Raw genomic sequence first — 23,008 nt, forward strand, 5'->3', positions numbered from 1 at the left:
CCTCAGCCCCCGAAATGCAACACGCAGATCAGCGTGAACAGGCGCCGCGCGGTGTCATTGTCGATCTCGGCCTTGCCCTCCAGCCGCTCGGCCAGCACGCGCGCACCCTCGTTGTGAATCCCGCGCCGGGCCATGTCGATCGTTTCGATCTGGCTGGGCGGCATGTTCTTCACCGCGTCGAAATAGCTCTCGCAGATGGCCCAGTAATCCTTGACCACCTGCCGGAACGGACTAAGCGACAGATGAAATTCGGCTGCCGGTTCGTCCGCGTCGGTGCGGATGTCGAACACCAACCGTTTTTCGCGGATCGCCAGCCCCAGACGATACGGTCCCTCCGGCACCGGACGGTCATCGCGCGCGGGCAGCGCGAAACTGTTTTCCTCGATGAGATCATACATGGCCACCTTGCGCTCCTGCTCGATCTCGGGCGTGGGGGGCGGAAGGTTGGCATCGTCCAACTCGATATGGCAAATCCGGCTCATGGGTCTTACTCGTGCTGCGTCCTGTTCTCGTCCCTAACGCAGCGCGGCGGCTTGGGCAATCGCCGTGACCTCTTGGCTGTCGCTTGGGGCGCGCGGCGTCACCCACCCGCCACGCCTGTCAGGAAATTGCCGCGAAATCCTGACGATTGATCACAATCTTGCCTTGTTGCCGTGACAAATTGTTCTCAGATCGGCAATAATGCTGAAAAACAGGCTAAGCCGACCTTAAGAGTGACCCGTTATAGTCGGGGAGAGCAGGTTTACCGGGGCGATTGAATGCTCGAGTTTGAGAACGTCAGCAAGTCCTTTTGGACAGGCACACAGCGCAAAGTCATCCTTGACCGGGTGTCGTTCCGTGTGGAGCTTGGCCATAGCCTTGGCATCCTTGCGCCCAACGGCACCGGCAAGACGACTCTGATCAACATGATGGCCGGACTCGAAAAGCCGGACGAAGGCGTGATCCGGCGCGGCTGTCGCATCTCCTTTCCTCTGGGCTTCATGGGCGGGGTCGTCAACCGGCTCTCGGCGCTGGACAACTCGCGCTATATCGCGCGCCTCTATGGCCTTGATCCCGATTATATCGAGGCCTATTGCCGTTGGCTCTGTGGCTTGGGCGAATATTTCGAGCAACCCCTCGGCACCTATTCCTCGGGCATGCGCGCACGCTTCAGCTTTGCACTCATGCTGGCCCTCGATTTCGACATGTATCTGATCGACGAGGGCATGCCCGGCTCGACCGATGTCGAGTTCAACCGCAAGGCAGGCGATATCCTTCAGGAACGTCTGCGCAGCACCACCGTGATCATCGTCTCGCATGATCCCAAGGTGCTTGAGAAATTCGCCCGCTCGGCCGCTGTGCTGATGGGCGGCAAACTTTACATGTTCGACACCTTGGAAGAGGCAAAAGAGCTCTATGACTACGAAACCCAAGGCTAGAAAGTTCCGCATCCGCCGGAGCGCCGATTCCCTTGCCCCGCGTGTCGCCACCTCGGCGGATGCAGGTGCCGCCCCGCCTGTCGAGGACACGTCACCTCCCACACAAGAGGGACAGGTCGCCTCGGCACGCGAAACCGCGGCCAGCCAGAGTATCGACGACATCCGCCGCGAGGGGCTCACGGGGCGCGAACTGCGCATGGCCCGGCGCATGGCGCAAAAGCACGGGCTCGCGCCCACGTCGGATTTCGACGCCGTGCGCCTTTTGCGCGCGCGCGGCATCGACCCGTTCCAGCGGGCCAATATTCTCGAACTTGTGGCCAGTGACGGTGGCAACACCCCGCCGCCGCCCAATGGGGCCACGCCCGCCGCGGCCGCCGGCGCGCCGCAGGGCCGCGTGCAATTGCCGCAAACCGTGCCCGTCGCGCGCCAGACGCTGCCCTCCACGGACATCAGCCCGGCCGACCGCCGCGCCAAGGAAATCCACGAAATTCAGCGCGACATCGGCCGCCGCCGCCGCCGCCGCTTGCTGTTGCTCTTGTCGCGCCTTGCCGCCTTCGTGCTGCTGCCGACCATCGTGGTCAGCTATTATTTCTACGCCATCGCCACGCCGATGTATGCGACCAAATCCGCCTTTCTGATCCTCTCGGCGGATGGTGGCGGCGGTCCCGGCGGCGGATTGGGCGGCCTTCTGCCCACACAGTTCGCCACCGGTCAGGATGCCATCGCCACCCAGGAATACCTCGAATCCAAGGATGCGATGCTGCGCCTTGACGAGGAACTCGGCTTTCGCGCGCATTTCAGCGACCCCTCGATCGACGCGCTGCAACGGCTCGATCCCGACGCCAGCCACGAAACCGCCTACAAGCTTTACCGCAAATACGTGAAACTCGGCTACGATCCGACCGAGGGCGTCATCCGCATGGAGGTGTCGACCGCCGATCCCGCCCTCAGCGCCACGTTTTCCGAACGCCTGATCAAATATGCCGAAGAGCGGGTGGACGAACTCAGCCGCCAGAAACGTCAGGACGCGGTCAGCACCGCCGCCGAAAGCCTGGAACAGGCCAAGGCCGACCGCCGCGCCGCCCAGCAGACACTGGTCTCGCTCCAGGAAGGCAGCATCCTTGATCCCGAAGGCGAGATTGCCAGCATCCGCGCCCTCGTGAACACCGTCGAATTGCAGCTTCAGGAAAAGGAACTGGCGCTCAATATCCAGCTCAACAACGCCCGCCCCAACGCCGCCCGCGTCGAGGCGCTCCAGAGCGAGATCGAGATCTTGGGTGCCGAACTCGACCGTCAGAAAAGACGGCTGACCGAGGCCACCGCCGGCGAAAGCTCGCTCGCCTCCAAGACCGCCGCGATCCAGATGGCGCAGGCCGATCTTGCCACCGCCGATCTGGTGCTGCAATCCGCACTCGAGGCGAAACGCCAGTCCGAGATCGAGGCCAACAAGCAGGTCCGCTATCTCACGGTCAGCGTGCGCCCCCTTGCCTCGCAGGATTCCTCCTATCCGCGGGCCTTCGAGAATACGATACTGGCCTTCCTGATCTTTTCTGGTATCTACCTGCTCATATCGCTTACAGCGTCCATTCTGCGTGAACAGGTGTCTTCCTGATATGAAACATATCGACCTCAACGGGCGGGAGATCGGCAATGATCGCCCTCTGACCCTCATCGCCGGCCCTTGCCAGCTCGAATCCGCCGACCACGCCCAGATGATCGCGGGCACGCTGCAAGAGGCCTGCGCCGCCCATGGCGCGGGGCTGATCTTCAAGGGCAGCTTTGACAAGGCCAACCGCACCTCGCTCTCGGGCAAGCGCGGTCTGGGCATCGACGAGGGGCTCAAGGTGCTGCAATCGGTCAAGGATACCCTTGGCTTGCCCGTGCTCACCGACATCCACACCGCCGAGCAATGTGCGCCCGTGGCCGAGGTGGTCGATGTGCTGCAAATCCCCGCCTTTCTCTGCCGCCAGACCGATCTGCTGATCGCGGCCGGTGAAACCGGTGCGGTGATCAATGTGAAAAAGGGTCAGTTTCTTGCCCCGTGGGACATGCCCAATGTCATCTCCAAGATCGAAAGCACCGGCAACACCCGCATCCTGCTGACCGAACGCGGCACCTCCTTTGGCTACAACACCCTCGTCGCCGATATGCGCAGCCTGCCGCAGATGGCTGCGACCGGCTATCCGGTGGTGATGGACGCCACCCATTCGGTGCAACAACCCGGCGGGCGTGGTGGCAGCAGCGGTGGACAGCGCGAATTCGCCCCTGTGATGGCCCGCGCGGCGGTTGCCTTGGGCGTCGCCTCCGTCTTCATCGAAACCCATGAAGACCCTGACAACGCCCCCTCCGACGGGCCCAACATGATCCCGCTCGCGCAGATGTCGGCGCTCATCGACACGCTGATGCAATTCGACCGTCTGGCCAAGGCGCATCCTCTGTCCATTTGACCGAAGAAAGAGTTTCATGACCAAACCCTTGCCGACCGTCACTCCCAACACCTGGGAATTCCTGCGCGATGCCATGATCGCCCCCACCGGCTTTCGTGAATATGACGCCCGCTGGAAATACCCCGATCAGATCAACCTGCCCGGCATCACCGCTCTCGGTCTCGGTCTCGGCACCCAGATGCACGCGCGCGGCATCGCACCTGTGATTGCGGTCGGGAATGACTATCGCGACTATTCGCTCTCGATCAAGAACGCCCTGATCCTCGGTCTCATGCAGGCGGGGATCACGGTCAAGGATATTGGCCCCGCCCTCAGCCCGATGGCCTATTTCGCGCAATTCCATCTCGATGTGCCCGCCGTCGCCATGGTCACGGCCTCGCACAACCCGAATGGCTGGACCGGGGTCAAGATGGGCTTTGATCGCCCGCTCACCCACGGCCCCGACGAGATGGCCGAACTCCGCGACATCGTGCTCGAGGGGCGCGGTCTGCCCCGCCCCGGCGGTGCCTATGAATTCGTCCCCGGCGTGCGCGAGGCCTATCTCGACGATCTCGTCGGCGATTTCCGCATGACCCGCAAACTCCGCGTCGTCTGCGCCACCGGCAACGGCACCGCCTCGGCCTTTGCGCCCGAGCTTTTCGAACGCTTGGGTGTCGAGGTGATCCCCTCGCATAACACGCTCGACTACACCTTTCCGCATTACAATCCCAATCCCGAAGCCATGGAAATGCTGCATGACATGGCCGAAACCGTGCGCGCGACGGGGGCCGATTTCGCGCTCGGCTTTGACGGCGACGGCGACCGCTGCGGCGTCGTGGATGACGAGGGCGAGGAAATCTTTGCCGACAAGGTCGGTGTCATCATGGCGCGCGACCTGTCCAAGATCTATCCCAACGCCACCTTCGTTGCGGATGTGAAATCCACCGGCCTCTTCGCCTCGGACCCCGACCTGATCAAGAACGGTGTGACCGCCGATTACTGGAAAACCGGCCATAGCCACATGAAGCGCCGGGTCAAGGAACTGGGCGCGCTCGCGGGCTTCGAGAAATCGGGGCATTACTTCCTCGCCGAACCCATCGGGCGCGGCTACGACTGCGGCATGCGCGTCGCGGTCGAGATCTGCAAACTGATGGACCGCAACCCCGATATGTCGATGTCCGACCTGCGCCGCGCGCTGCCCGTGACCTATTCGACCCCCACCATGTCGCCCTATTGCGCCGATACCGAGAAATACGCCGTGCTGGATCGCATCGTTGCGCGCCTTGTCGCGCGTCATGCCGCAGGCGAACCCCTCGCCGGGCGCGCGATCAAAGAGGTCGTGACCGTCAATGGGGCGCGCGTCATTCTCGACAACGGGTCTTGGGGCCTCGTGCGCGCCTCCTCCAACACCCCGAACCTCGTGGTGGTCTGCGAGAGCAGCGACAGCGACGCGGAAATGCGCGCCATCTTCGCGGATCTCGATGCCGTCATCCGCACCGAACCAAGCGTTGGCGACTACGATCAGACGATCTGACACCGGGCTTCATCTGGCCTGAAAATACCTCGGGGGAGGCCCGGATGAAATCCGGGACGGGGGCAGTGCCCCCTACCACCCCTGTCGTGTACGCAATGCGTGGACGCGAGGTCCACTTTGTCCCGTCACGCGGCCAATCCGCGCCCCTTGAGCAACGCCGCAACCCCCGGCATCTGCCCCCGGAACTTCAGATAGAGCGTCTCCGCATCCTCTGATCCTCCGCGCGAAAGAATGTGCGTTTCCAGGGCCTTGGCCCGCTCCACGTCAAATGCCCCGCCAGCCTCCTCGAAACTGGCAAAGGCATCGGCATCCATCACCTCGGACCACATATAGCTGTAATACCCGCTGGAATACCCATCCCCGGAAAAGACATGCGCGAAATGCGGGCTCGCATGACGCATGGTAATGGCCTTCGACATGCCAAGATTATCCAATATTTCCAACTGCTTGGCCATGATGTCGCGAGGGGCTTCACCCTCGTGGAACGCCAGATCTACAAGGGCAGAGGCGACATATTCGACCGTCTGAAATCCCTGATCGAAATTCGCGGCTCTTAGCAATTTATCCAGCAATTCCCGTGGCATGGCTTCGCCCGTCTCGACATGGGTCGCATAGCGTTCCAGCACTTCGGGCACTTCCAGCCAGTGTTCATAGAGCTGTGAGGGCAGCTCGACAAAGTCACGCGCCACGGAAGTCCCTGAAATACTTTCATAATTCACGTCTGACAGCATCTGGTGCAGGGCATGGCCGAACTCGTGGAAGAGCGTGCGCGCATCGTCATAACTCAGCAGCGCCGGATCGCCCTTGGCAAAGTTGCAGACGTTGATCACCACCGGCCCCTGCAGCTTTGGCCGCTTGGCCTGACCGCGCATCGCCGAGCACCAGGCACCCGACCGCTTGGACCCGCGCGCAAAATAATCCCCAATGAAAACAGCGACATGCTCACCGTTCCGCGTCACTTCCCAGGCCCGGCAATCGGGGTGGTAGAGGGGCAGATCAAGCGGGTGAAACTCCAACCCGAACAGCCGATTGGCACAGCCAAACGCCGCCGCGATCATGCTCTCGAGCGACAGGTAAGGCTTGAGGGCGGTCTCATCCAGATCATGCTCTGCCTGCCGCCGTTTCTCGGCATAGTAGCGCCAGTCCCATGGTTCCAATTCTCCATTGATTCCATCGGCTTGCATCATTTCTGTCAGGCGTGCGGCATCCCGCTCCGCCTGCGCCTTGGCCGGTTCCCATACTGCCATCAACAGGTCGCGCACCGCTTCGGGTGTCTTGGCCATCTCGGTTTCCAGCTTGTAAGCCGCAAAGCTCTCGTATCCGAGCAACGCCGCTCGCTCTGCCCGCAGGCGCAATATTTCGGCGGCCACCTCGCGATTGTCGGTCTCACCCCCCATGGCCCCACGCGAAACCCATGATTCATATGCCTTTTTTCTCAGATCACGACGGGGTGAAAATTGCAGGAACGGCACGATCAACGACCGTGACAGCGTGATAACCGGCCGCTCCAATCCTTTCTCGCGCCCCGCCGCGCGGGCGGCATCGACCAGAAAATCAGGCAATCCCGCCAAATCAGCCTCGGCCAATTCCATATGCCACCCGGCCTCATCCGCCAGCAGGTTCTGGGTGAATGCCGTCCCCAATTCCGCCAGGCGTGCCATGATTGCGCGCATCCGCGCCTCTTCTGCGCCTGTCAGGGCCGCGCCAGAGCGGCGGAATCCTCGATGCGTCAGCATCAGGAGCCGCGCCTCTTCCGGCGTCAGGCCAAGCGTGTCGCGCGCTGCCCACAGGGCTTCGATCCTCGAAAAAAGCGCTTTGTTTCCATAGAGTTCCGAAGAATAAGCCGCGAGTTTAGGCGCGAAGTCGCGCTGCAGTTCCTGCCGCTTTGGATTGCTGTCCGCACCCGCAAGCGTGTAGAAAACCGACAGCACCTGATCCAACCCTTTGCCCGAGGCCTCCAGGGCCTCGATCGTGTTGGCAAAGCTGGGCGGCTCCGAATTATCCGCAATTGCCGCCACTTCGGCGCGCGCTTGGGCAAGGGCTGCCTCGAACGCAGGTGTGAAATCCGCGTCCGAAATGGCGTCAAAGGGGGCAAGGGCGAATGGCGTTGTCCACTCAGCCAGCAACATGTTGGTCATCACTCTCTCCTTTTCCCCCACATATGGGGCAATCTGCGCGGCGGCTTAGCCCTATCTTGCGGCTTTCGCCATAGAGCGCGTCATAGATCAACATCTCTCCGCGCAGGGGCTGCCCCGCTCCCGTAATCAGTTTCACCGCCTCGGCGGCCATCATGGCACCGACCACGCCGGGCAAGGGCCCCAAGACCCCCGCTTCGGAGCAGGATGGCGCCAGACCGGGGGCGGGTGCCTCTGGAAAGATGCATTGATAGCAGGGGGTGCCACGGGCCGGGTCGAACACGCTCAATTGTCCTTCCCATTGCGATAAAGCTCCTGAAATCAGCGGCTTGCCCTGTGCTGCTGCGGTCGCATTGGCCAGATAGCGCGTCTCGAAATTGTCGGTGCCGTCAAGGATCAGATCATAATCGGCAAAGAGGTCACTCGCGATTTCGGGCGTCAGGCGGCGTTGATAGGGGCGCACCACGACATGCGGATTCTGCGCCTGCATCGCTGCCATCGCCGATTGCACCTTGGGCAGGCCGATATCCGCATCGCGGTGGATCACCTGCCGCTGCAGGTTGGAGTTATCCACCATGTCATCGTCGATGATCCCTATGGTGCCCACACCCGCCGCCGCCAGATAGAGCAACGCTGGCGAGCCAAGACCACCCGCGCCGATAACCAGAACGCGGGCCTGCTTGAGCGCCTTTTGCCCCGGCCCGCCAATTTCCCGGAGCACGATATGACGCGCGTACCGCCCGAGTTCTGTCTCTGAAAACAAGGGTTTGTGCGTATCAATCGCCGGTTCTGCCCGAACGGAGCGCGCCCGCAGGTGGCGCAATCCGGCGCGGTAGATCAGCACGATCACCGCCGCGCCGCCGATCATCAGCCAGAGCGCGGGGCTCTCGCCCGTTGCCATGCGGAGCGGATGGCCCTCCGGAAGCACCAGATGCGTCAGCACCACCGCAGCCCATAGCCCGACGATCATTCCCCACCGCAGTCGCCGGGGCGTGCCCAATGCCGCGCCAATGCCCCAGAGCACTGCCGCCATGACCCCCACCAGCAACATCAGCCGATCCCCGTCGAGCCGAACCCACCCGCACCGCGTGCGGTCTCGTCCAGCGTTTCGGCCAGTGTGAACCGCGCCTGCGCCACAGGGGCCACCACCATCTGCGCAATCCGCATTCCATGCGTGATTTCAAAGGTTTCCGTCCCGGCGTTCATCACGATTACGCCCACGGGTCCGCGATAATCGCTGTCGATGGTGCCGGGGCTATTGAGAAGTGTGATCCCATGCTTGAGCGCAAGGCCAGAGCGCGGGCGCACCTGCACCTCGTATCCCGCCGGCACCGCCAACCGCAGCCCTGTGGGTACCAGCGCCCGTGCCCCTGGTGCCAGCATGACCGAAGCGCGATCCGGGAAATTCGCGCGCAGGTCTGCCCCGGCCGCGCCGGTGGTTTCATAGGCGGGCAGGCCGAGGTCGCGGTCTGCCCCGTCCTCCCATTGAAATGCGACGGTCAGCATACGCCCCTCTCCATCCTGTTGAAAGCAAGCATAATTTCAGCTCAGAGCCGTCGCGATCCTGGCCGCCAGTTGCACGGCTACCTGATCCTTGCCCATACGCGGCCAGGCTTCTGCCCCATCTGCGGTGATCAGCGTGACAGCATTCTCCGTCCCGCCCATGATGCCGGTGGCTGGGCTTACATCATTGGCGACAATCCAGTCACAGCCTTTCCGCGCGCGCTTGGCGGTGGCATTCGTAATCACGTCATCGGTTTCTGCAGCAAAGCCCACGACCAGCCTTGGCCTGCCCGTGGTTTTCTGGCTGAGCGTTGCAAGTATGTCGGGGTTCTCGGCGAACGCCAGCACCGGGAGGCCACCCTTGGTCTTCTTGATCTTGTGGTCACTCGCACTGGAAACGCGCCAATCCGCGACAGCGGCAGCGCAGATTGCTGCATCCACCGGCAGGGTGGCTTCGACGGCGTCCAGCATTTCTCGGGCGGTCTCGACACGGATCACTGTCACCCCATCGGGTGGCGGCACGGTGGCGGGGCCGGTGACAAAGACCACATGCGCCCCGAGGGCAGCAAGCGCACGGGCAATCTCCGTGCCCTGCGCCCCAGACGACCGGTTGGCGATATAGCGCACCGGGTCAATGGGTTCATGCGTGGGGCCAGAGGTTACGAGCACGCGCTGCCCCTTCAGCGGGCCATCGCCAAGCGCATGTTCAATTGCGTCCAGAATCTCCGGCACCTCGGCCATGCGCCCGGGACCATGCTCACCACAGGCCATGTCGCCGGCATTCGGGCCGGCAAAGGTGATGCCATCCCCCTTGAGCGTGGCGATATTGCGCTGCGTGGCGGCGTGCTGCCACATCCGCACATTCATCGCAGGCGCGATCAGCACGGGTGTGTCCGTGGCCAAGAGAACCGTTGATGCAAGATCGTCTGCCCGGCCCGTCGCCATCTTGGCCATGAGGTCGGCGGTGGCCGGGGCCACCACGATCAGATCGGCAGAGCGGCTGAGTTGGATATGGCCCATCTCTGCCTCGTCGGTGAGGTCGAAGAGGTCCGAGAACACCCTGTGCCCTGCCAGGGCCGAGACCGCGAGCGGGGTCACGAATTCCGCCCCGGCGCGGGTCAGCACCGGCGTTACCGACGCGCCGCGTTCGCGCAAACGCCGGATGAGATCGAGCGTCTTGTAGGCCGCGATGCCGCCGCCGATGATCAGAAGAATGCGTTTCGCGCTGAGCATGGCCGCTCCTTGTGACTTGCGCCCTGACACTAGGGCCGGGGCCGGGGCCGCGCAAGGGTGCGACGGATCACTTGAACGCCGCGCAGGGATCGGGGCGCTCGACCGCAGGGGCGCTTGTGACCAAGTCAAACCCGCCGTCGAGCGGGCGGCCGTCCTCGGTCTGGCCCAGAACCCAGATGTCGAGATCCGGCGCGACCATAGTCAGGTAGGCGGGCACGCCCCAGTCGCGGCGGGCGTGGCCGTTGCCGGTGATCACCGCCACTGGCCCGCCGGTTGCCTCGAGCGCCTCTATGGTCGCACGGGCCAATACGGCGTCGCGCAGACGCTGGATGGCGACCATGCCGGGCAGCATCTCGGCGGGCAGGGCGTTGCAATGCGCTTCTTTCTGGAGCGTTTCACGGGCTGTCTGCTCATGCGGCGGAAGATCGCGGTCGAGCCCGTAGCGCACAGCCTCTTCCCCGAACGAGGCGGCTGGCCCGTCGGCAATCACCGCGCGCGCTGTGTCACGAGGCACCTGCGCGCCATAGATTTCGGCCTCAGGGGCTGCGGCGAAGATCGGATAATACATTGAAAAATCTGGCCAGCCACTCTCGGCCCACCCTAACGCTGCCTCAAGTTCGGCTTCATCCCCCCGCACCTGCGGGGTGACGCGCGCGGCCTGCTCAGCGGTCAGCATTTCGAATACGATTGCCTTTGGCCTTGTTTGAGCGACGCGCGCCGCCTGTTCGGCATGATGCACGGGATTGTCATGCACCTCGCCCAGTATCACCACGTCCTGCGCGTATGCAGGCGCGGCCAAGACAGAGCTGATCGAAAGGGCAAGGGCGCGCAGCGTCATGCGAGCAGGTTTTGCACCTCGCCACCGTGCTTTTCAAGATGCTTGCGCATTTTCTGGAAGGCCGCCGCCTCAAGCTGGCGAACGCGTTCCTTGCTGAGGTTCAGCTCCTCGCCAAGGCTCTCCAGCGTGCGCGGATCATCCCGCAGCTTGCGTTCGCGCACGATGAACCGCTCGCGATCATTGAGGCGCAACAAGGCATCTGCCAGCCATGTGCGCAGCGCGTGCATATCATGATCGCGTTCCACGATCTCGTCACCGCGCGCGCCATCGTCCTCGAGCGTATCGATCCACTGGCGTCCCTCATCCTCGGAGGATTGCGTCGCATTGAGCGAGAAATCAGAGCCCGACAGACGCCCCTCCATCATCTCGACGTCGCGCAGGGGCACCCCCACCTCATGCGCGATCATCTCACGCAGCTGATAGCCGTCTAGCTGCTCGCCATTCGCAAGCGCCTCGCGCTCCAGCCGGGCCTGCACGCGGCGCATGTTGAAAAACAAGGACTTTTGCGAGGAGGTAGACCCTGTGCGCACCATCGACCAATTGCGCATCACATAGTCCTGAATGCTGGCCTTGATCCACCACACGGCATAGGTCGAAAAGCGCACGCCACGGTCGGGGTCGAACTTGTCCGCTGCTTTCATCAAGCCAAGCCCGGCCTCTTGAATGAGGTCGTTCATCGGCGCGCCATAGCGGCGGAATTTTGATGCCATCGAGATCGCAAGCCGCATATATGCGTTGATCAAGCGATGCAGCGCCTCTTCATCGCGTTGATCTCGCCAGGCGTAGGCAAGCGCGAGTTCGGTTTCGGCATCCAGCATCTCGGCCTTCATGGCGGTGCGGGACATGGACCTTTGCTGCGGTGCGTCGAGTGGCATCTCATTTCCCCCTATCGGCGGCGTGACTTCGTTGCGCCCTTTTTCCTCTTGTCGCAAAGTGCTACGCAGCGCGGGCGTGACCGGATCAAAAAAGGAGGGCGCGTGTCCAATCTTCCACGACTGAGCCTTGTTCTGGGGGGCGCTGCTTCGGGCAAATCAGGGTTTGCCGAGGCGCTTGTTACCGGCACCGAACGCACGCGGGTCTATCTGGCGACGGCGCAGGCCTTTGACGACGAGATGCGCGCCAAGCTGGAGCGCCATCGCGTCATGCGCGGACCAGACTGGCGCACTATTGAGGCACCACTCGATCTGGCCCCGGCGTTGGAACAGGCGGGGGCGGATGAAGTCGTGTTGCTCGATTGTATCACGATGTGGCTCAGCAATCACCTGTTGGCCGAGAATGACCTCGACCGGGCGCAAGCGGCGCTGATCGCCGCGCTTGATGAATGCGCTGCACCCGTGGTGATGGTCTCGAACGAGGTGGGGCTTTCGGTGGTGCCCGACAACGCGCTCGCCCGCCGGTTTCGGGACGCGCAGGGCCGGATCAATCAGGCGTTGGCGGCCCGCGCGGATCTGGTGGTGAATGTCATCGCAGGGTTACCCCAAGTTCTGAAGGGCACGCTGCCGTGAGCCGATTTTTCTGGGTTCGCCACGGGCCGACGCATGCCAAATCCATGGTGGGCTGGTCGGATATTCCGGCGGACCTGAGCGATGTGGCACGGTTGGCGCGGGTGGCATCGTATCTGCCCGCGGATGCCTTGGTGATTTCCTCCGACCTCAGCCGCGCGCGTGCCACGGCTGATGCCATTGCGGGGGGGCGGGACCGTCTCGCCGATGATCCAGACCTGCGCGAAATCCATTTCGGCGCATGGGAATTGCAGGCCTTTGACAGCGTACCCGATCAGCCCCTGCTGCGCGCCTTTTGGGAGCAGCCGGGCGATATCTGCGCACCCGGCGGTGAAAGCTGGCATGAGGTGTCCGCCCGCGTCTCGCGCGCGGCAGAGCGACTGCGCGCCGCTCATCCCGGGCGCGATATTGTCGCGGTGGCGCATATGGGTGCGATCCTGACACAGGTGCAGGCGGCGCTCGGGGTCACGGCCTATGAGGCGTTCGCGCATCGGATCGACAATCTCTCGGTGACCGAGTTGCATTGGGTCGGGGCGGGTTGGCAGGCACGTGCGATAAATCACCATCCGTGATGCAGGGGTGCACAAAAACGCGCTAGCCGCGCGGCTGAGCCAGCGATAGCATCGTCCCATGACCTATGATCTCATCCTTGGCGATTACGCCTATTCCTCCTGGTCCCTGCGCGGATGGCTCTTGCTCGCGCGATTTGGACTTCCTTATCGCGTGCGCCTGCTCGATTTCGACGCCGAGGCGAGCGTGGCGCAGCAATTGGCAGATTTGGCTCCGGCGCGCACCGTGCCGGTGCTGGTTACGCCCGAAGGGGTTGCGGTGTCAGACAGCCTTGCCATGGCCGAGGAATTGGCCAGCCGGCATCCCGAGGCGGGGATATGGCCCACCGATCCACGAGCCCGCGCAACGGCGCGCACACTTGCAGCGGAAATGCATTCGGGCTTTGGGGCTCTGCGCGGCGATTGTCCGATGAACCTGCGCACGGCCTATGCCGGTGTTACGCCTGCGCAGGCGGTGCTGAATGATCTCGCCCGGATCGAGACCCTGTGGCAGCACGCCCGCGCCACCTGCACGCCGAATGGCCCATGGCTCTGCGGGGATTACAGTGCTGCGGATGCGTTCTTTGCTCCGGTGGCTGCACGGATTGCGGGGTATGGCCTGCCGGTGTCCGAGGCCGCACGTGCCTATGTCGCGGCCCATCTGAACGATTCTGCGTTCCGTCGTTGGCGCGCCATGGGGCTGGTGCGTGGGGCGACGCTTGCCCGCTATGCCAAGCCCTACGCCACCGCACCTTGGCCCGGCCCGGTGCCGCGCCCCGCACGCGCGGTGAGTGCGGGCACGCCGGAGAACGCGGCCTGTCCCTATTCCGACGATCCCGTGACCGACCTGATGGAGAGCGAGGGGCGGATTTTTGGCTTTTGCAACCCGTTCTGCCGCGACAAGACAGTGGCCGATCCCGATGCATGGCCGGCCTTTGTTGCCCTGCGCGACGGGGCCTGAACCTATCTCAGCCGCAGTATCGGTGCCGGGCCGATCGGGATTAGCCCCAGCAGGATACGCCCGTTGCGAAATGTCAGCGGCACATCCAGCGTTTCGGGATTGCCTGACATCTGCGCCATGAGGGAGAGACCGTTCTCCAGCGTTCCCAGCATGCTCTCAGGCACCGCCCCGGTCTGAGCTGCGATTTGCAGGATGTCGCGCCAGTTGCGCGCTTTGAGCGTGATGTCGCCCTCGGGCCAGCCTTCGGGCGTGACCTTGACCGCGCCCGCAGCCTGAAGATGCAGTTGCCCCCATTTCGCATCGGCAAGCTTTACCTTGATCTCGGTCGGTTGTGGCCGGGCGTCTTCGACGGCGCTGCGGTCCCAGATGCGGTCGAAACGCACGGTCAAATCGGCGTGCAGCCCGGAAATCTGCCGGGGCAGGCGACCTTGCGGATCGAGCCGCGCCTGCCAGGGTGCGGCAAGTGTCAGCCCTTCGGCGGAGAGGCCCAGACGATACTCGGCTTCGACCTGCCTCTCAGCGGCCAGCGTCAGGCTGGTCAGGGCAGTTGGCTCGTCCGGTCGGGCCTCGGGCGTGACTTGCAGGAATTCCGCGGTCAGAGTGGCGCGTTCCGGGGCCAGCCGCGTATCGGGGGCGATGCGCAGGCTGGCACGCATGTCGCGGCTCTCGATGCGGAATTTCTCTTGTGGCGTGGCAATCAACTGCTGATCCGGCCAGACGGCGATGACGTGGTTCGGCTGATAGCTGAGGGCGAGGATCTGAAAAAACTCTGCCTCCCAAGCAAGACCTGTCGCAGGATCGGCCAACGCGATGTCGGAAAATCCGGTGTCAAAGCGGTTGGGAAAGCCCTGCACCGTGATATCAGAAGTCTCGGCCACCCAGCCTTCGGCGCGCCGCGCCTCGAACCAAGTCTCAAACGCGCGGCTCAACCCGTTTTGCCCGACGAACCAGTAGCCAGACCAGCCTGATGCGGCGATCAAGATTGCGACAAGCAGAAATCTCATGGTGCGCGCCCCTTTCATGCCTCTTGAGAGCTGTTTATAGGGGGCGGTGCGCGAGGAACAGGGGCAAAGGCAATGTGGGTATTCGGCTACGGGTCGCTGGTTTGGAATCCGGGCTTTGACGCGGTCGAACGGGTGATTGCCCGACTACCCGACTATCACCGCAGCTTTTGCATGCGCAGTATCCACCATCGCGGGACGGATGAGGTTCCCGGTCTGGTCCTGGCGCTGGATGCCAGTCCCGGTGCGCTCTGCCAGGGGGTGGCGCTACGGGCCGACCCCGCACAGGCCGAAGACGTGCTGGCCTATCTGCGCGAACGCGAGCTTATTTCCTCGGCCTATCTGGAGCGGATGCTGGAGATTGATCTGGCTGACGGGCGCCGTGTCGAGGCCGTGACCTATGTGATTGACCCCGATCACGTGCAATATTGCGGTGGTCTGGATCTGGAGGAACAGGCGGTCATCATTGCCCGTGCCGTGGGCGGGCGTGGGCCAAACACTGAATATCTCTACAACACGGCCGACCACCTGCGACAGTTGGGCATCCACGACAAGGAGCTGGATTGGCTGGTGCGGCGGGTGCGCCATATCTGTGGATAAATCCTTGGCTTGGGCGTCCAAGCCGCGTAGGGTTGGCGCAAGAAATCCAAGTGTCGGGAGCGTCCAGATGGACCAGCCGGACCGTGAGGTCGAGCCGCAGTTTTCATATCCCTACCGCCAGATCTTTTTGATGCTGGTGGTCATCGGGCTAACCGCGCTCGGTGCCTTTGTGGCGCTCCCTCGCGTGCTGCCTGTGTTCGAGGCCAATCTCTGGCTCAACGGGTTCATTTTCTTTGTTTTCGTCCTCGGGGTGATTGCGACATTCTGGCAGGTGCTGCAACTGATCGGATCGGCCCGCTGGATCGACGGGTTTGCTGCACAACTGCCCGGCCACGAGATGACGCAACCGCCCTCGATGCTGGCGCCTCTGGCCACATTGCTGCGCTCGCGTGGCAAGCGGATGCAGATTGCGTCAACCTCGGCGCGCTCGATCCTCGACTCGGTTGCGCAGCGGATCGACGAGGCGCGTGAGATAACCCGCTACATCGTGAGCCTTTTGATCTTTCTCGGGCTGTTGGGTACGTTTTACGGCCTTGCCACGACGGTGCCCGCGGTCGTGGACACGATCCGCAGCCTTGCGCCGCAAGAGGGCGAAGAGGGCATTGCCGTTTTCAATCGTCTGATGAGCGGGCTTGAAGCGCAATTGGGTGGCATGGGTGTGGCCTTTTCCTCGTCGCTTCTGGGGCTGGCCGGATCGTTGGTGGTGGGGCTGCTCGAGCTTTTTGCGGGGCATGGGCAAAATCGTTTCTATCGCGAGCTAGAGGAATGGATGTCCACGATCACGCGGGTCGGATTTGCAAGCGGTGACGCGGATGGTGGCGAAGGGGGCGCGGTAACGCATCTGCTCGATCACATGGCCGAACAGATGGACGCGCTCCAATCCATGCTCAGCCAGTCGGACATGAGCCGCGCGATGGTCGACCAGAAACTTGGGGTTCTGGCGGATTCCATCGAGCGGCTGACACATAGGATGAGCGATCAGAACCCCGTGCAACTTGCGCTCTTGCGCTTGGCGGAAGGACAAGAGCGGTTGATCGCCTCGCTGGAGGCGCGCGACGCCACGCCCCACGAGGGGATTGATGCCGAAAGCCGGATGCGCCTGCGCTCGATCGACGTGCAGATGCTGCGGATTCTCGAGGAAATCAGTGCAGGTCGGCAAGAAACCATGACCGAATTGCGCACCGATCTGGCGGCCCTGACCCGGGTTCTGGGGCAGGCGCGCCCTTCGCCAACGCCGCGCCCCGTGCGCCCGATCGTGCCGCGCCCAGATTCGGATCAGGCTGAGGAGGGCTGAACATGGCCCTCTCGCGGCGCAACGGCGCGCGGTTTCAGGCCTCGATCTGGCCGGGCTTTGTCGATGCGATGACCGGCCTTCTGCTGGTGCTGATGTTCGTTCTCACGATCTTCATGATGGTGCAGTTCGTGCTGCGCGAGGAAATCAGCGGGCAGGCCACCAAACTTGACGCTCTCTCGGCCGAAGTGGCGGCGTTGTCGCTGGCACTCGGACTCGAACAGGATCGCAGCGCGGGGCTCGAGGATCGGGTCGGCACCTTGACTGCGACGCTGGACGACGCCCGAACCCGTGAGGCCGCGCAGGCAGAAGAGCTACGCATCGCGCAGGGGCGCATTGCCAGTTTCGAAGAACAGGTCGCGGGCCTCTTGGCAGAGCGCGAGAGTGCGCAGGGACGCATCGCCGATCTTGAAACAGCGCGCGCCGAATTGCTAAGCGAGCAAGAGCAGTTGCAACTCGCGCTTGCAGGGCTGCGGGATGAGGTCGACGCACAGGCCGAGGCCGCGCGTCTTGCTGCTGCACGGCGCGAGGCTCTTGAGGCGCTTGCGGCGGACCTGCGGCAGCGCAACGCGGACGCGGCTGAGGCACAGGCGGCCCTTGAACAGCAGCTTAGCGCCGAGGAACAGGCGCGACTGGCCGAGGCCGCCGCAGCCGAAGCGTTGCGCGCGCGTTTGGCAAAGGCGGATGCCGAACTGACCGCCATGACATTGGCTCTGGAAGAGCAACGCAAGCGCGCCGAAGAAACGCTGACGCTTCTCGCGGCGGCGGAAACGGCGCGTTCGGACCTGAACAACCAGTTGGCGCAGGCGCTTTTGGACGCCGAACAGGATGCCACAGCGCAAGAGGCCGATATCGCGCGACTGCAGGGCGAGTTGGCCGAGATGCGCGATACCGCGGCGCAAACTGCGCAAGAGGCACAAGCGGTGCGGGATCAACTGGTGGCTGCGCTTGCTGCGCAACGTGCGGCCGAAGCGGCGGCCGAGACACAGATGACGGAGGCGGAACAGCGCGCGGCGTTGTTGGCAGAGGCGCGATCGCGCCTCGCGGCAGAGGCGGCGCAGGCGACGGAGGCACAAAAGCAGCAGGCACTCCTCAATCAACAGGTTGCGGCGCTCCGGCAGCAACTTTCCGGGCTTCAGGCGTTGTTGGACGACGCCAAGGCGCGCGAGGCAGAGGCACAGGTGCAGATGCAATCGCTTGGCAATGAGTTGAATACGGCCCTTGCGCGTGTCGCTGCCGAAGAACGGCGGCGTCGCATCGCAGAGGAAGAGCGCGCGCGTCTGCTTGAAGCGGAAAAAGAGAACCTGGAGAAATACCGCTCGGAGTTCTTTGGCCGCTTGCGCGATGTCTTGGGTCAGCAACAGGGGGTGCAGATCGTGGGGGATCGTTTCGTATTCTCGTCCGAGGTGCTCTTTGCTCCCGGCGAGGCGGAACTGTCACCTGCGGGGCGGGGAGAGATTGCCAAGGTGGCGGGCATCCTGCGCAATGTGATCGGGGACATCCCCGAAGGTATCAACTGGGTGCTTCAAGTCGATGGGCATACCGATAACGTGCCGGTTATCGAGGGCGCTCGCTTTGCCGACAACTGGGCGCTCAGCCAGGCGCGCGCGCTGTCGGTTGTGCGGTATCTCACCGAGTTTCTTGGCTTTCCGGCGGACCGGCTTTCGGCCAATGGCTATGGCGAGTTTCAGCCGGTCAACCCGGCGGATACGCCCGAAGCGCGGGCACAGAACCGGCGGATCGAGTTGAAACTGACAACGCGGTAATACCGCTCAGGGCGTGACAATTATATCGGCGTGCCGCACCGCAAGAACGGTCTCGCCGCGCATGAGGCGCACATAACCGCGATAATCGCCCGATGGCCACCCTCCCTCTGGTGCCTTGCGGCCAAAGGCGCGGAAAAGCTGCGCTTGCGGAGCGTCGAGCGTGATTTCGTGGACAAAAATCTCGCCCTCAGGCCCTTGGGCGGCCAGGGTCAGGCGATCGCCCGGCTGAGCGTAAAAGACATGCCCATAGAGGACGAGCGGCTGATCTGGCCGCGCGTCGCTGGCACGGGCCGCACCGGACCGGACTGCGTCAAACTCGGGCACGGAAGTAGAAAACCCGGCGGTAAAGAGCCCGGCGGGATCATAGGGCAGGGCGGTTTGCCACATGCTCTGATCGAGGGGGCTGCCACATGTGTCGCCCGCGTCAGGTGTGAAGGGATCGACGATCTTGCCATCCCGCAAAACACCCAGGTGGACGTGCGGAGCATTGGTGAGACCGCTCAGACCCACCTGACCCAGAACATCGCCCGCCTCGACGCTATCGCCTTGGCCTACGCTGATGGACCCGCGCCTCATGTGGCAATAAAGCGTTTGCCAGCCATCGCCGTGATCGACGCGGACCGCGTTGCCGCATTCCTGCCCTCGGATGTCATCGCGGGTTTCAGCGGTGACGGGGGTATCGGTCATGCCATCCCGCGTGGCGGCGACAATGCCGGGTGCGGCAGCCAGCACATTCACGCCCGCCTCCATATCTTCGAAGGACAGAAGCATGAAGTCTATGCCGCGATGGTCGTCCCGGCTCTTGATGCCGCAGGTATAGTCGCGTTGGCCGGGGCCGGGATCGGTATCGACGTAATCCTCGATATAGCAGGTCCGCCCGAGTTCACAGTCCAACGGGAGGCTCAGCTTGGGGGGATCGGCGGCGGCATGCGTTGCCACCGCCAGAGTCACTATTCCAAGTGCCGTCCCAAGCCGTGCCGTCATTCGGCAGTGAGCAGGGGCGGCTTTTTCTTGCCGGTCAGGCGGCGTGTGACGGGGCCCTCGACGACAAGGTCGATCTTGTTGTCCTTGACCCCCACCGTAACAACACCACCCTTCAGCAGCTTGCCAAAGAGCAATTCTTCGGCCAGCGGCTTCTTGATGTTTTCCTGGATGACACGGGCCAGCGGGCGCGCGCCCATCTTGTCGTCATAGCCCTTGTCAGCCAGCCACTCCGCCGCCGCTTGGGTCAGTTCGATGGTCACATCGCGATCCATCAACTGCGCCTCGAGTTGCAAAACAAACTTCTCGACGACCTTGAGAATGACCGATTTCGGAAGCGCGCCGAACGAGATCACGGCATCCAGACGGTTACGGAACTCGGGCGTGAAGGTCCGCTCGATGGCGGCTGTATCCTCGCCCTCGCGCCGGTCGCGGCCAAAGCCGATGGCCGACTTGGCCTGCTCCGCCGCCCCTGCGTTGGAGGTCATGATCAGCACGACATTGCGGAAATCCACCCTGCGGCCATTGTGATCGGTCAGCGTGCCGTGGTCCATCACCTGCAAGAGGATATTGAACACGTCGGGATGTGCCTTTTCGATCTCGTCAAGCAAGAGCACGCAATGCGGATGCTGATCCACCCCGTCGGTCAACAGACCGCCCTGATCGAAGCCGACATAGCCCGGAGGTGCCCCGATAAGGCGCGACACCGCGTGTTTCTCCATGTATTCGGACATATCGAACCGCAGGAGTTCCACGCCAAGGGTATCGGCCAACTGTTTGGCCACCTCGGTCTTGCCCACGCCGGTGGGACCGGCAAAGAGGTAGTTGCCGATGGGCTTCTCCGGTTCCCGCAGGCCCGCGCGGGCCAGTTTGATGGCAGAGCTCAGTGCCTCGATCGCGGCATCCTGACCAAAGACCACGCGCTTGAGCGTGCCCTCGAGATCCTTGAGCACCTCGGCGTCGTTCTTGGACACGTTCTTTGGCGGAATGCGGGCGATTTTCGCCACGACCTCTTCGATCTCCTTGACGCCGATGCTCTTGCGCCGCTTGGAGGCCGCCAAGAGATGCTGTGCGGCCCCTGCTTCGTCGATCACGTCGATGGCCTTGTCCGGGAGCTTGCGATCATTGATGTAGCGCGCCGAGAGATCCACGGCAGAGCGGATCGCCTCGTTGGTGTATTTGACGCTGTGGTGATCCTCGAAATAGGGTTTGAGCCCCTTGAGGATCTTGACCGCATCTTCGACCGTCGGCTCAGCCACGTCGATTTTCTGGAACCGGCGGGCAAGGGCGCGATCCTTCTCGAAATGCTGGCGGAATTCCTTGTAGGTGGTCGAGCCCATGCAGCGCAGCTTGCCGCCCTGCAACGCGGGCTTGAGCAAGTTGGAGGCATCCATTGCCCCCCCAGAGGTGGCACCGGCCCCGATCACGGTATGGATTTCGTCGATGAAAAGCACCGCGTCCGGATGTTTCTCCAGCTCGGTCACGACCGCCTTGAGACGCTCCTCGAAATCGCCGCGATAGCGGGTGCCTGCAAGCAGCGCGCCCATGTCGAGCGAGTAGATCGTTGTGCGCGACAGAACGCGCGGGGTTTCCCCCTGCACGATCTTGTGCGCCAGACCTTCGGCAATGGCCGTCTTGCCGACGCCGGGGTCGCCCACCAGCAGCGGATTGTTCTTGCGGCGGCGGCAGAGCACCTGAATGCAGCGCTCGACCTCGGCATCGCGACCGATCAGCGGGTCGATATCACCCTTGCGCGCCTTTTCGTTCAGATCGACGCAGTATTTGGCAAGTGCGGAATCTCCGGCTTCTACGGCATCGCTCTCCGTGGATTTGGATGCGTTTTCGCCTTCCTCGCTGGAGGCACCCGTGATGGGACGGGATTCGCCATAGGCAGGGTCCTTGGCCACGCCATGAGCGATGAAGTTCACCGCATCATACCGGGTCATATCCTGCTCTTGCAGGAAATAGGCGGCGTTCGACTCGCGTTCGGCAAAGATCGCAACGAGCACATTGGCACCCGTCACCTCTGTCCGTCCCGACGATTGAACATGGATCGCCGCGCGCTGGATCACGCGCTGGAAGGCGGCGGTTGGCACCGCCTCTGATCCTTCGATGTCCGTCACCAGATTGGCGAGATCATCGTCGATGAATTCGACCAGTGTGGTGCGCAATTCTTCGGTGTTTACGCTACATGCCTTCATCACGCGCGCTGCGTCGGGTTCGTCGACGAGCGCGAGCAGAAGATGTTCAAGGGTCGCGAATTCGTGCTGGCGTGCATTGGCGAGCGCCAATGCCGCATGGATTGCCTGTTCGAGCGTGTTCGAGAATGAAGGCACGGTTGTGCTCCTTCTGATCTTGGCCGGGGCGGGCTGCCCACTAACCTTGGCCTCATAACCTTAAAGTTTGGTCGATAGCGGCCAGTCTTCAAGGATTATTTCATCAAACTGGGTCACATTTCGTGTAACCAGCGTTGTTTTCATCACGCCCTGCTCAGAAACGGTCCTTGCGGGTGCGGATTTCAGCGAAGACATCAACCGGAGCGCGACCGGACATGCCCAAATGCGCCTGCACACCTTCGTCACTGGCGCGCAGGAACGGGTTGGTGGCCAATTCCTCGGCCAGAGTTGAGGGGACAGTGGGCCGACCTGCGGCGCGGGCGGCGCTGATCTCTTTCATCCTTGATATAAGGGCCGGGTTGTCGGGGTCAACGGTCAGTGCGAAATTCGCGTTACTTTGCGTATATTCGTGGCCGGAACAAACCAGTGTCTCGGGTGGGAGCGCGGCAAGTTTTGCAAGGCTTTCAAACATTTGTGGCATGGTGCCTTCGAAAACCCGGCCGCAGCCCATGGCCATCAGGCTGTCTGCGGTAAAGACCACGGCGCTCTTGGGGAAATGAAAGGCGATATGGCCGAGCGTATGGCCCGACACATCGAGGACGTGCCCCTCTTCCGACCCGATCGCGATCCGGTCGCCTTCGGTCACCGACTGGTCGAGCGGGGGCAGGCGGTGGGCGTCGGCCGCAGCGCCGATCACCGATGCAGGGTGCCGCGCCAGCAGCGCGCCGAGGCCCTGAACATGGTCGGCGTGGTGGTGGGTGAGCAGCACCAAGGAGGCGGCCCATCCTTGATTATCAAGGGCTTGCAGGATCGGCTCGGCCTCTGGCACGTCGATCACCGCAGTCACCCCCGTGGCCGGATCATGCGCGATGTAGGCATAGTTGTCAGCCAGGCAGGGGACAGTAAGGATTTGCAAAACCATGGTATTTTCCCGA

At 62.9% G+C, this 23,008-nt stretch carries 21 protein-coding genes; 10 read left to right on the plus strand and 11 right to left on the minus strand.

Features of this window, described 5'->3' with window-relative positions:
* Positions 1-2: 2 nt before the first annotated feature.
* Positions 3-482 (minus strand): UPF0262 family protein, encoded by a 480-nt coding sequence (locus MVC20_RS10445; protein ID WP_037272541.1) that lies wholly within the window; start codon positions 480-482, stop codon positions 3-5.
* Positions 483-758: 276 nt separating this feature from the next.
* Between MVC20_RS10445 and MVC20_RS10450 the strand changes: the two genes are divergently transcribed.
* From MVC20_RS10450 to MVC20_RS10465, 4 genes are read left to right on the plus strand one after another with little or no spacing between them, the layout of a single operon-like run.
* Entirely contained in the window at positions 759-1,418 is a 660-nt protein-coding gene (locus MVC20_RS10450; RefSeq protein ID WP_297541054.1) for an ATP-binding cassette domain-containing protein, read from the plus strand.
* The gene (locus MVC20_RS10455) at positions 1,396-3,030 is read left to right on the plus strand and encodes a capsule biosynthesis protein (RefSeq protein WP_297541056.1); all 1,635 of its coding nucleotides are present in this window, start codon (positions 1,396-1,398) and stop codon (positions 3,028-3,030) included. Before MVC20_RS10450 ends, MVC20_RS10455 begins: the two co-directional genes overlap by 23 nt.
* 1 nt (position 3,031) lies before the next feature.
* Positions 3,032-3,865, plus strand: a complete 834-nt coding sequence (gene kdsA / locus MVC20_RS10460) for a 3-deoxy-8-phosphooctulonate synthase (RefSeq protein WP_297541058.1) — start codon at positions 3,032-3,034, stop codon at positions 3,863-3,865.
* Between the two features lie 16 nt (positions 3,866-3,881).
* A complete protein-coding gene (locus MVC20_RS10465) occupies positions 3,882-5,378 on the plus strand; it encodes a phosphomannomutase/phosphoglucomutase (protein WP_297541059.1) in 1,497 nt (498 codons plus the stop codon).
* 125 nt (positions 5,379-5,503) lie between these two features.
* Here the strand turns inward: MVC20_RS10465 and MVC20_RS10470 are convergent, their stop codons facing one another.
* The 6 genes from MVC20_RS10470 to MVC20_RS10495 form a co-directional block, all read right to left on the minus strand.
* Entirely contained in the window at positions 5,504-7,516 is a 2,013-nt protein-coding gene (locus tag MVC20_RS10470; protein WP_297541061.1) for a M3 family metallopeptidase, read from the minus strand.
* Positions 7,494-8,564, minus strand: a complete 1,071-nt coding sequence (gene moeB / locus MVC20_RS10475; RefSeq protein WP_297541063.1) for a molybdopterin-synthase adenylyltransferase MoeB — start codon at positions 8,562-8,564, stop codon at positions 7,494-7,496. Before moeB ends, MVC20_RS10470 begins: the two co-directional genes overlap by 23 nt.
* Entirely contained in the window at positions 8,564-9,019 is a 456-nt protein-coding gene (gene dut, locus MVC20_RS10480; protein ID WP_297541065.1) for a dUTP diphosphatase, read from the minus strand. The genes moeB and dut overlap by 1 nt, the downstream gene beginning before the upstream one ends.
* Before the next feature lie 36 nt (positions 9,020-9,055).
* A complete protein-coding gene (coaBC, locus tag MVC20_RS10485) occupies positions 9,056-10,249 on the minus strand; it encodes a bifunctional phosphopantothenoylcysteine decarboxylase/phosphopantothenate--cysteine ligase CoaBC (RefSeq protein WP_297541067.1) in 1,194 nt (397 codons plus the stop codon).
* A 67-nt stretch (positions 10,250-10,316) separates the two neighbouring features.
* On the minus strand, positions 10,317-11,087 hold the full coding sequence (locus MVC20_RS10490; protein WP_297541069.1) for a ChaN family lipoprotein: 771 nt from the start codon (positions 11,085-11,087) through the stop codon (positions 10,317-10,319).
* Complete coding sequence (locus MVC20_RS10495; protein WP_037272983.1) at positions 11,084-11,917, minus strand: RNA polymerase factor sigma-32; 834 nt, start codon at positions 11,915-11,917, stop codon at positions 11,084-11,086. Before MVC20_RS10495 ends, MVC20_RS10490 begins: the two co-directional genes overlap by 4 nt.
* A 147-nt stretch (positions 11,918-12,064) precedes the next feature.
* Here MVC20_RS10495 and cobU point away from each other — a divergent pair, with 147 nt between their 5' ends.
* The 3 genes from cobU to MVC20_RS10510 are packed head-to-tail and all read left to right on the plus strand — an operon-like array spanning position 12,065 to position 14,098.
* The gene (gene cobU, locus MVC20_RS10500) at positions 12,065-12,592 is read left to right on the plus strand and encodes a bifunctional adenosylcobinamide kinase/adenosylcobinamide-phosphate guanylyltransferase (protein WP_297541071.1); all 528 of its coding nucleotides are present in this window, start codon (positions 12,065-12,067) and stop codon (positions 12,590-12,592) included.
* Positions 12,589-13,161, plus strand: a complete 573-nt coding sequence (locus MVC20_RS10505; RefSeq protein ID WP_297541073.1) for a histidine phosphatase family protein — start codon at positions 12,589-12,591, stop codon at positions 13,159-13,161. The genes cobU and MVC20_RS10505 overlap by 4 nt, the downstream gene beginning before the upstream one ends.
* A 58-nt stretch (positions 13,162-13,219) precedes the next feature.
* Positions 13,220-14,098, plus strand: coding sequence for a glutathione S-transferase (locus MVC20_RS10510; RefSeq protein WP_297541075.1), 879 nt, complete (start codon positions 13,220-13,222; stop codon positions 14,096-14,098).
* A 2-nt stretch (positions 14,099-14,100) separates the two neighbouring features.
* Here MVC20_RS10510 and MVC20_RS10515 read toward each other — a convergent pair whose 3' ends face one another.
* On the minus strand, positions 14,101-15,102 hold the full coding sequence (locus tag MVC20_RS10515) for a DUF2125 domain-containing protein (protein ID WP_297541077.1): 1,002 nt from the start codon (positions 15,100-15,102) through the stop codon (positions 14,101-14,103).
* A gap of 72 nt (positions 15,103-15,174) precedes the next feature.
* Here MVC20_RS10515 and MVC20_RS10520 point away from each other — a divergent pair, with 72 nt between their 5' ends.
* The 3 genes from MVC20_RS10520 (at position 15,175) to MVC20_RS10530 (ending at position 18,756) form a co-directional block, all read left to right on the plus strand.
* A complete protein-coding gene (locus tag MVC20_RS10520; protein WP_297541079.1) occupies positions 15,175-15,699 on the plus strand; it encodes a gamma-glutamylcyclotransferase in 525 nt (174 codons plus the stop codon).
* Between the two features lie 67 nt (positions 15,700-15,766).
* Complete coding sequence (locus tag MVC20_RS10525; protein WP_297541081.1) at positions 15,767-16,993, plus strand: biopolymer transporter ExbB; 1,227 nt, start codon at positions 15,767-15,769, stop codon at positions 16,991-16,993.
* Positions 16,994-16,995: 2 nt separating this feature from the next.
* Complete coding sequence (locus MVC20_RS10530; protein WP_297541083.1) at positions 16,996-18,756, plus strand: peptidoglycan -binding protein; 1,761 nt, start codon at positions 16,996-16,998, stop codon at positions 18,754-18,756.
* Between the two features lie 6 nt (positions 18,757-18,762).
* Here the strand turns inward: MVC20_RS10530 and MVC20_RS10535 are convergent, their stop codons facing one another.
* The 3 genes from MVC20_RS10535 to gloB form a co-directional block, all read right to left on the minus strand.
* Positions 18,763-19,740, minus strand: coding sequence for a M23 family metallopeptidase (locus tag MVC20_RS10535; RefSeq protein ID WP_297541084.1), 978 nt, complete (start codon positions 19,738-19,740; stop codon positions 18,763-18,765).
* The gene (gene clpA / locus MVC20_RS10540) at positions 19,737-22,073 is read right to left on the minus strand and encodes an ATP-dependent Clp protease ATP-binding subunit ClpA (RefSeq protein WP_297541086.1); all 2,337 of its coding nucleotides are present in this window, start codon (positions 22,071-22,073) and stop codon (positions 19,737-19,739) included. The genes MVC20_RS10535 and clpA overlap by 4 nt, the downstream gene beginning before the upstream one ends.
* Before the next feature lie 154 nt (positions 22,074-22,227).
* Positions 22,228-22,995 carry a hydroxyacylglutathione hydrolase gene (gene gloB, locus MVC20_RS10545; RefSeq protein ID WP_297541088.1) on the minus strand — a complete coding sequence of 256 codons (768 nt, stop codon included), beginning with the start codon at positions 22,993-22,995 and terminating at the stop codon, positions 22,228-22,230.
* Between the last annotated feature and the right edge of the window lie 13 nt (positions 22,996-23,008).

The organism is Roseovarius sp., assembly GCF_027019125.1.
In the GTDB taxonomy this organism is placed as follows: Bacteria; Pseudomonadota; Alphaproteobacteria; order Rhodobacterales; family Rhodobacteraceae; genus Roseovarius.

Bases quoted from the DNA above. Each gene is read 5' to 3' on its own strand.
- coaBC (WP_297541067.1), bottom strand. From the start codon at position 10,249: ATGCTCAGCGCGAAACGCATTCTTCTGATCATCGGCGGCGGCATCGCG.
- MVC20_RS10445 (WP_037272541.1), bottom strand. From the start codon at position 482: ATGAGCCGGATTTGCCATATCGAGTTGGACGATGCCAACCTTCCGCCC.
- MVC20_RS10450 (WP_297541054.1), top strand. From the start codon at position 759: ATGCTCGAGTTTGAGAACGTCAGCAAGTCCTTTTGGACAGGCACACAG.
- kdsA (WP_297541058.1), top strand. From the start codon at position 3,032: ATGAAACATATCGACCTCAACGGGCGGGAGATCGGCAATGATCGCCCT.
- MVC20_RS10530 (WP_297541083.1), top strand. From the start codon at position 16,996: ATGGCCCTCTCGCGGCGCAACGGCGCGCGGTTTCAGGCCTCGATCTGG.
- MVC20_RS10465 (WP_297541059.1), top strand. From the start codon at position 3,882: ATGACCAAACCCTTGCCGACCGTCACTCCCAACACCTGGGAATTCCTG.
- moeB (WP_297541063.1), bottom strand. From the start codon at position 8,564: ATGTTGCTGGTGGGGGTCATGGCGGCAGTGCTCTGGGGCATTGGCGCG.
- MVC20_RS10495 (WP_037272983.1), bottom strand. From the start codon at position 11,917: ATGAAGGCCGAGATGCTGGATGCCGAAACCGAACTCGCGCTTGCCTAC.
- MVC20_RS10490 (WP_297541069.1), bottom strand. From the start codon at position 11,087: ATGACGCTGCGCGCCCTTGCCCTTTCGATCAGCTCTGTCTTGGCCGCG.
- MVC20_RS10515 (WP_297541077.1), bottom strand. From the start codon at position 15,102: ATGAGATTTCTGCTTGTCGCAATCTTGATCGCCGCATCAGGCTGGTCT.
- MVC20_RS10520 (WP_297541079.1), top strand. From the start codon at position 15,175: ATGTGGGTATTCGGCTACGGGTCGCTGGTTTGGAATCCGGGCTTTGAC.
- dut (WP_297541065.1), bottom strand. From the start codon at position 9,019: ATGCTGACCGTCGCATTTCAATGGGAGGACGGGGCAGACCGCGACCTC.
- gloB (WP_297541088.1), bottom strand. From the start codon at position 22,995: ATGGTTTTGCAAATCCTTACTGTCCCCTGCCTGGCTGACAACTATGCC.
- MVC20_RS10535 (WP_297541084.1), bottom strand. From the start codon at position 19,740: ATGACGGCACGGCTTGGGACGGCACTTGGAATAGTGACTCTGGCGGTG.
- MVC20_RS10510 (WP_297541075.1), top strand. From the start codon at position 13,220: ATGACCTATGATCTCATCCTTGGCGATTACGCCTATTCCTCCTGGTCC.
- MVC20_RS10455 (WP_297541056.1), top strand. From the start codon at position 1,396: ATGACTACGAAACCCAAGGCTAGAAAGTTCCGCATCCGCCGGAGCGCC.
- MVC20_RS10525 (WP_297541081.1), top strand. From the start codon at position 15,767: ATGGACCAGCCGGACCGTGAGGTCGAGCCGCAGTTTTCATATCCCTAC.
- MVC20_RS10470 (WP_297541061.1), bottom strand. From the start codon at position 7,516: ATGACCAACATGTTGCTGGCTGAGTGGACAACGCCATTCGCCCTTGCC.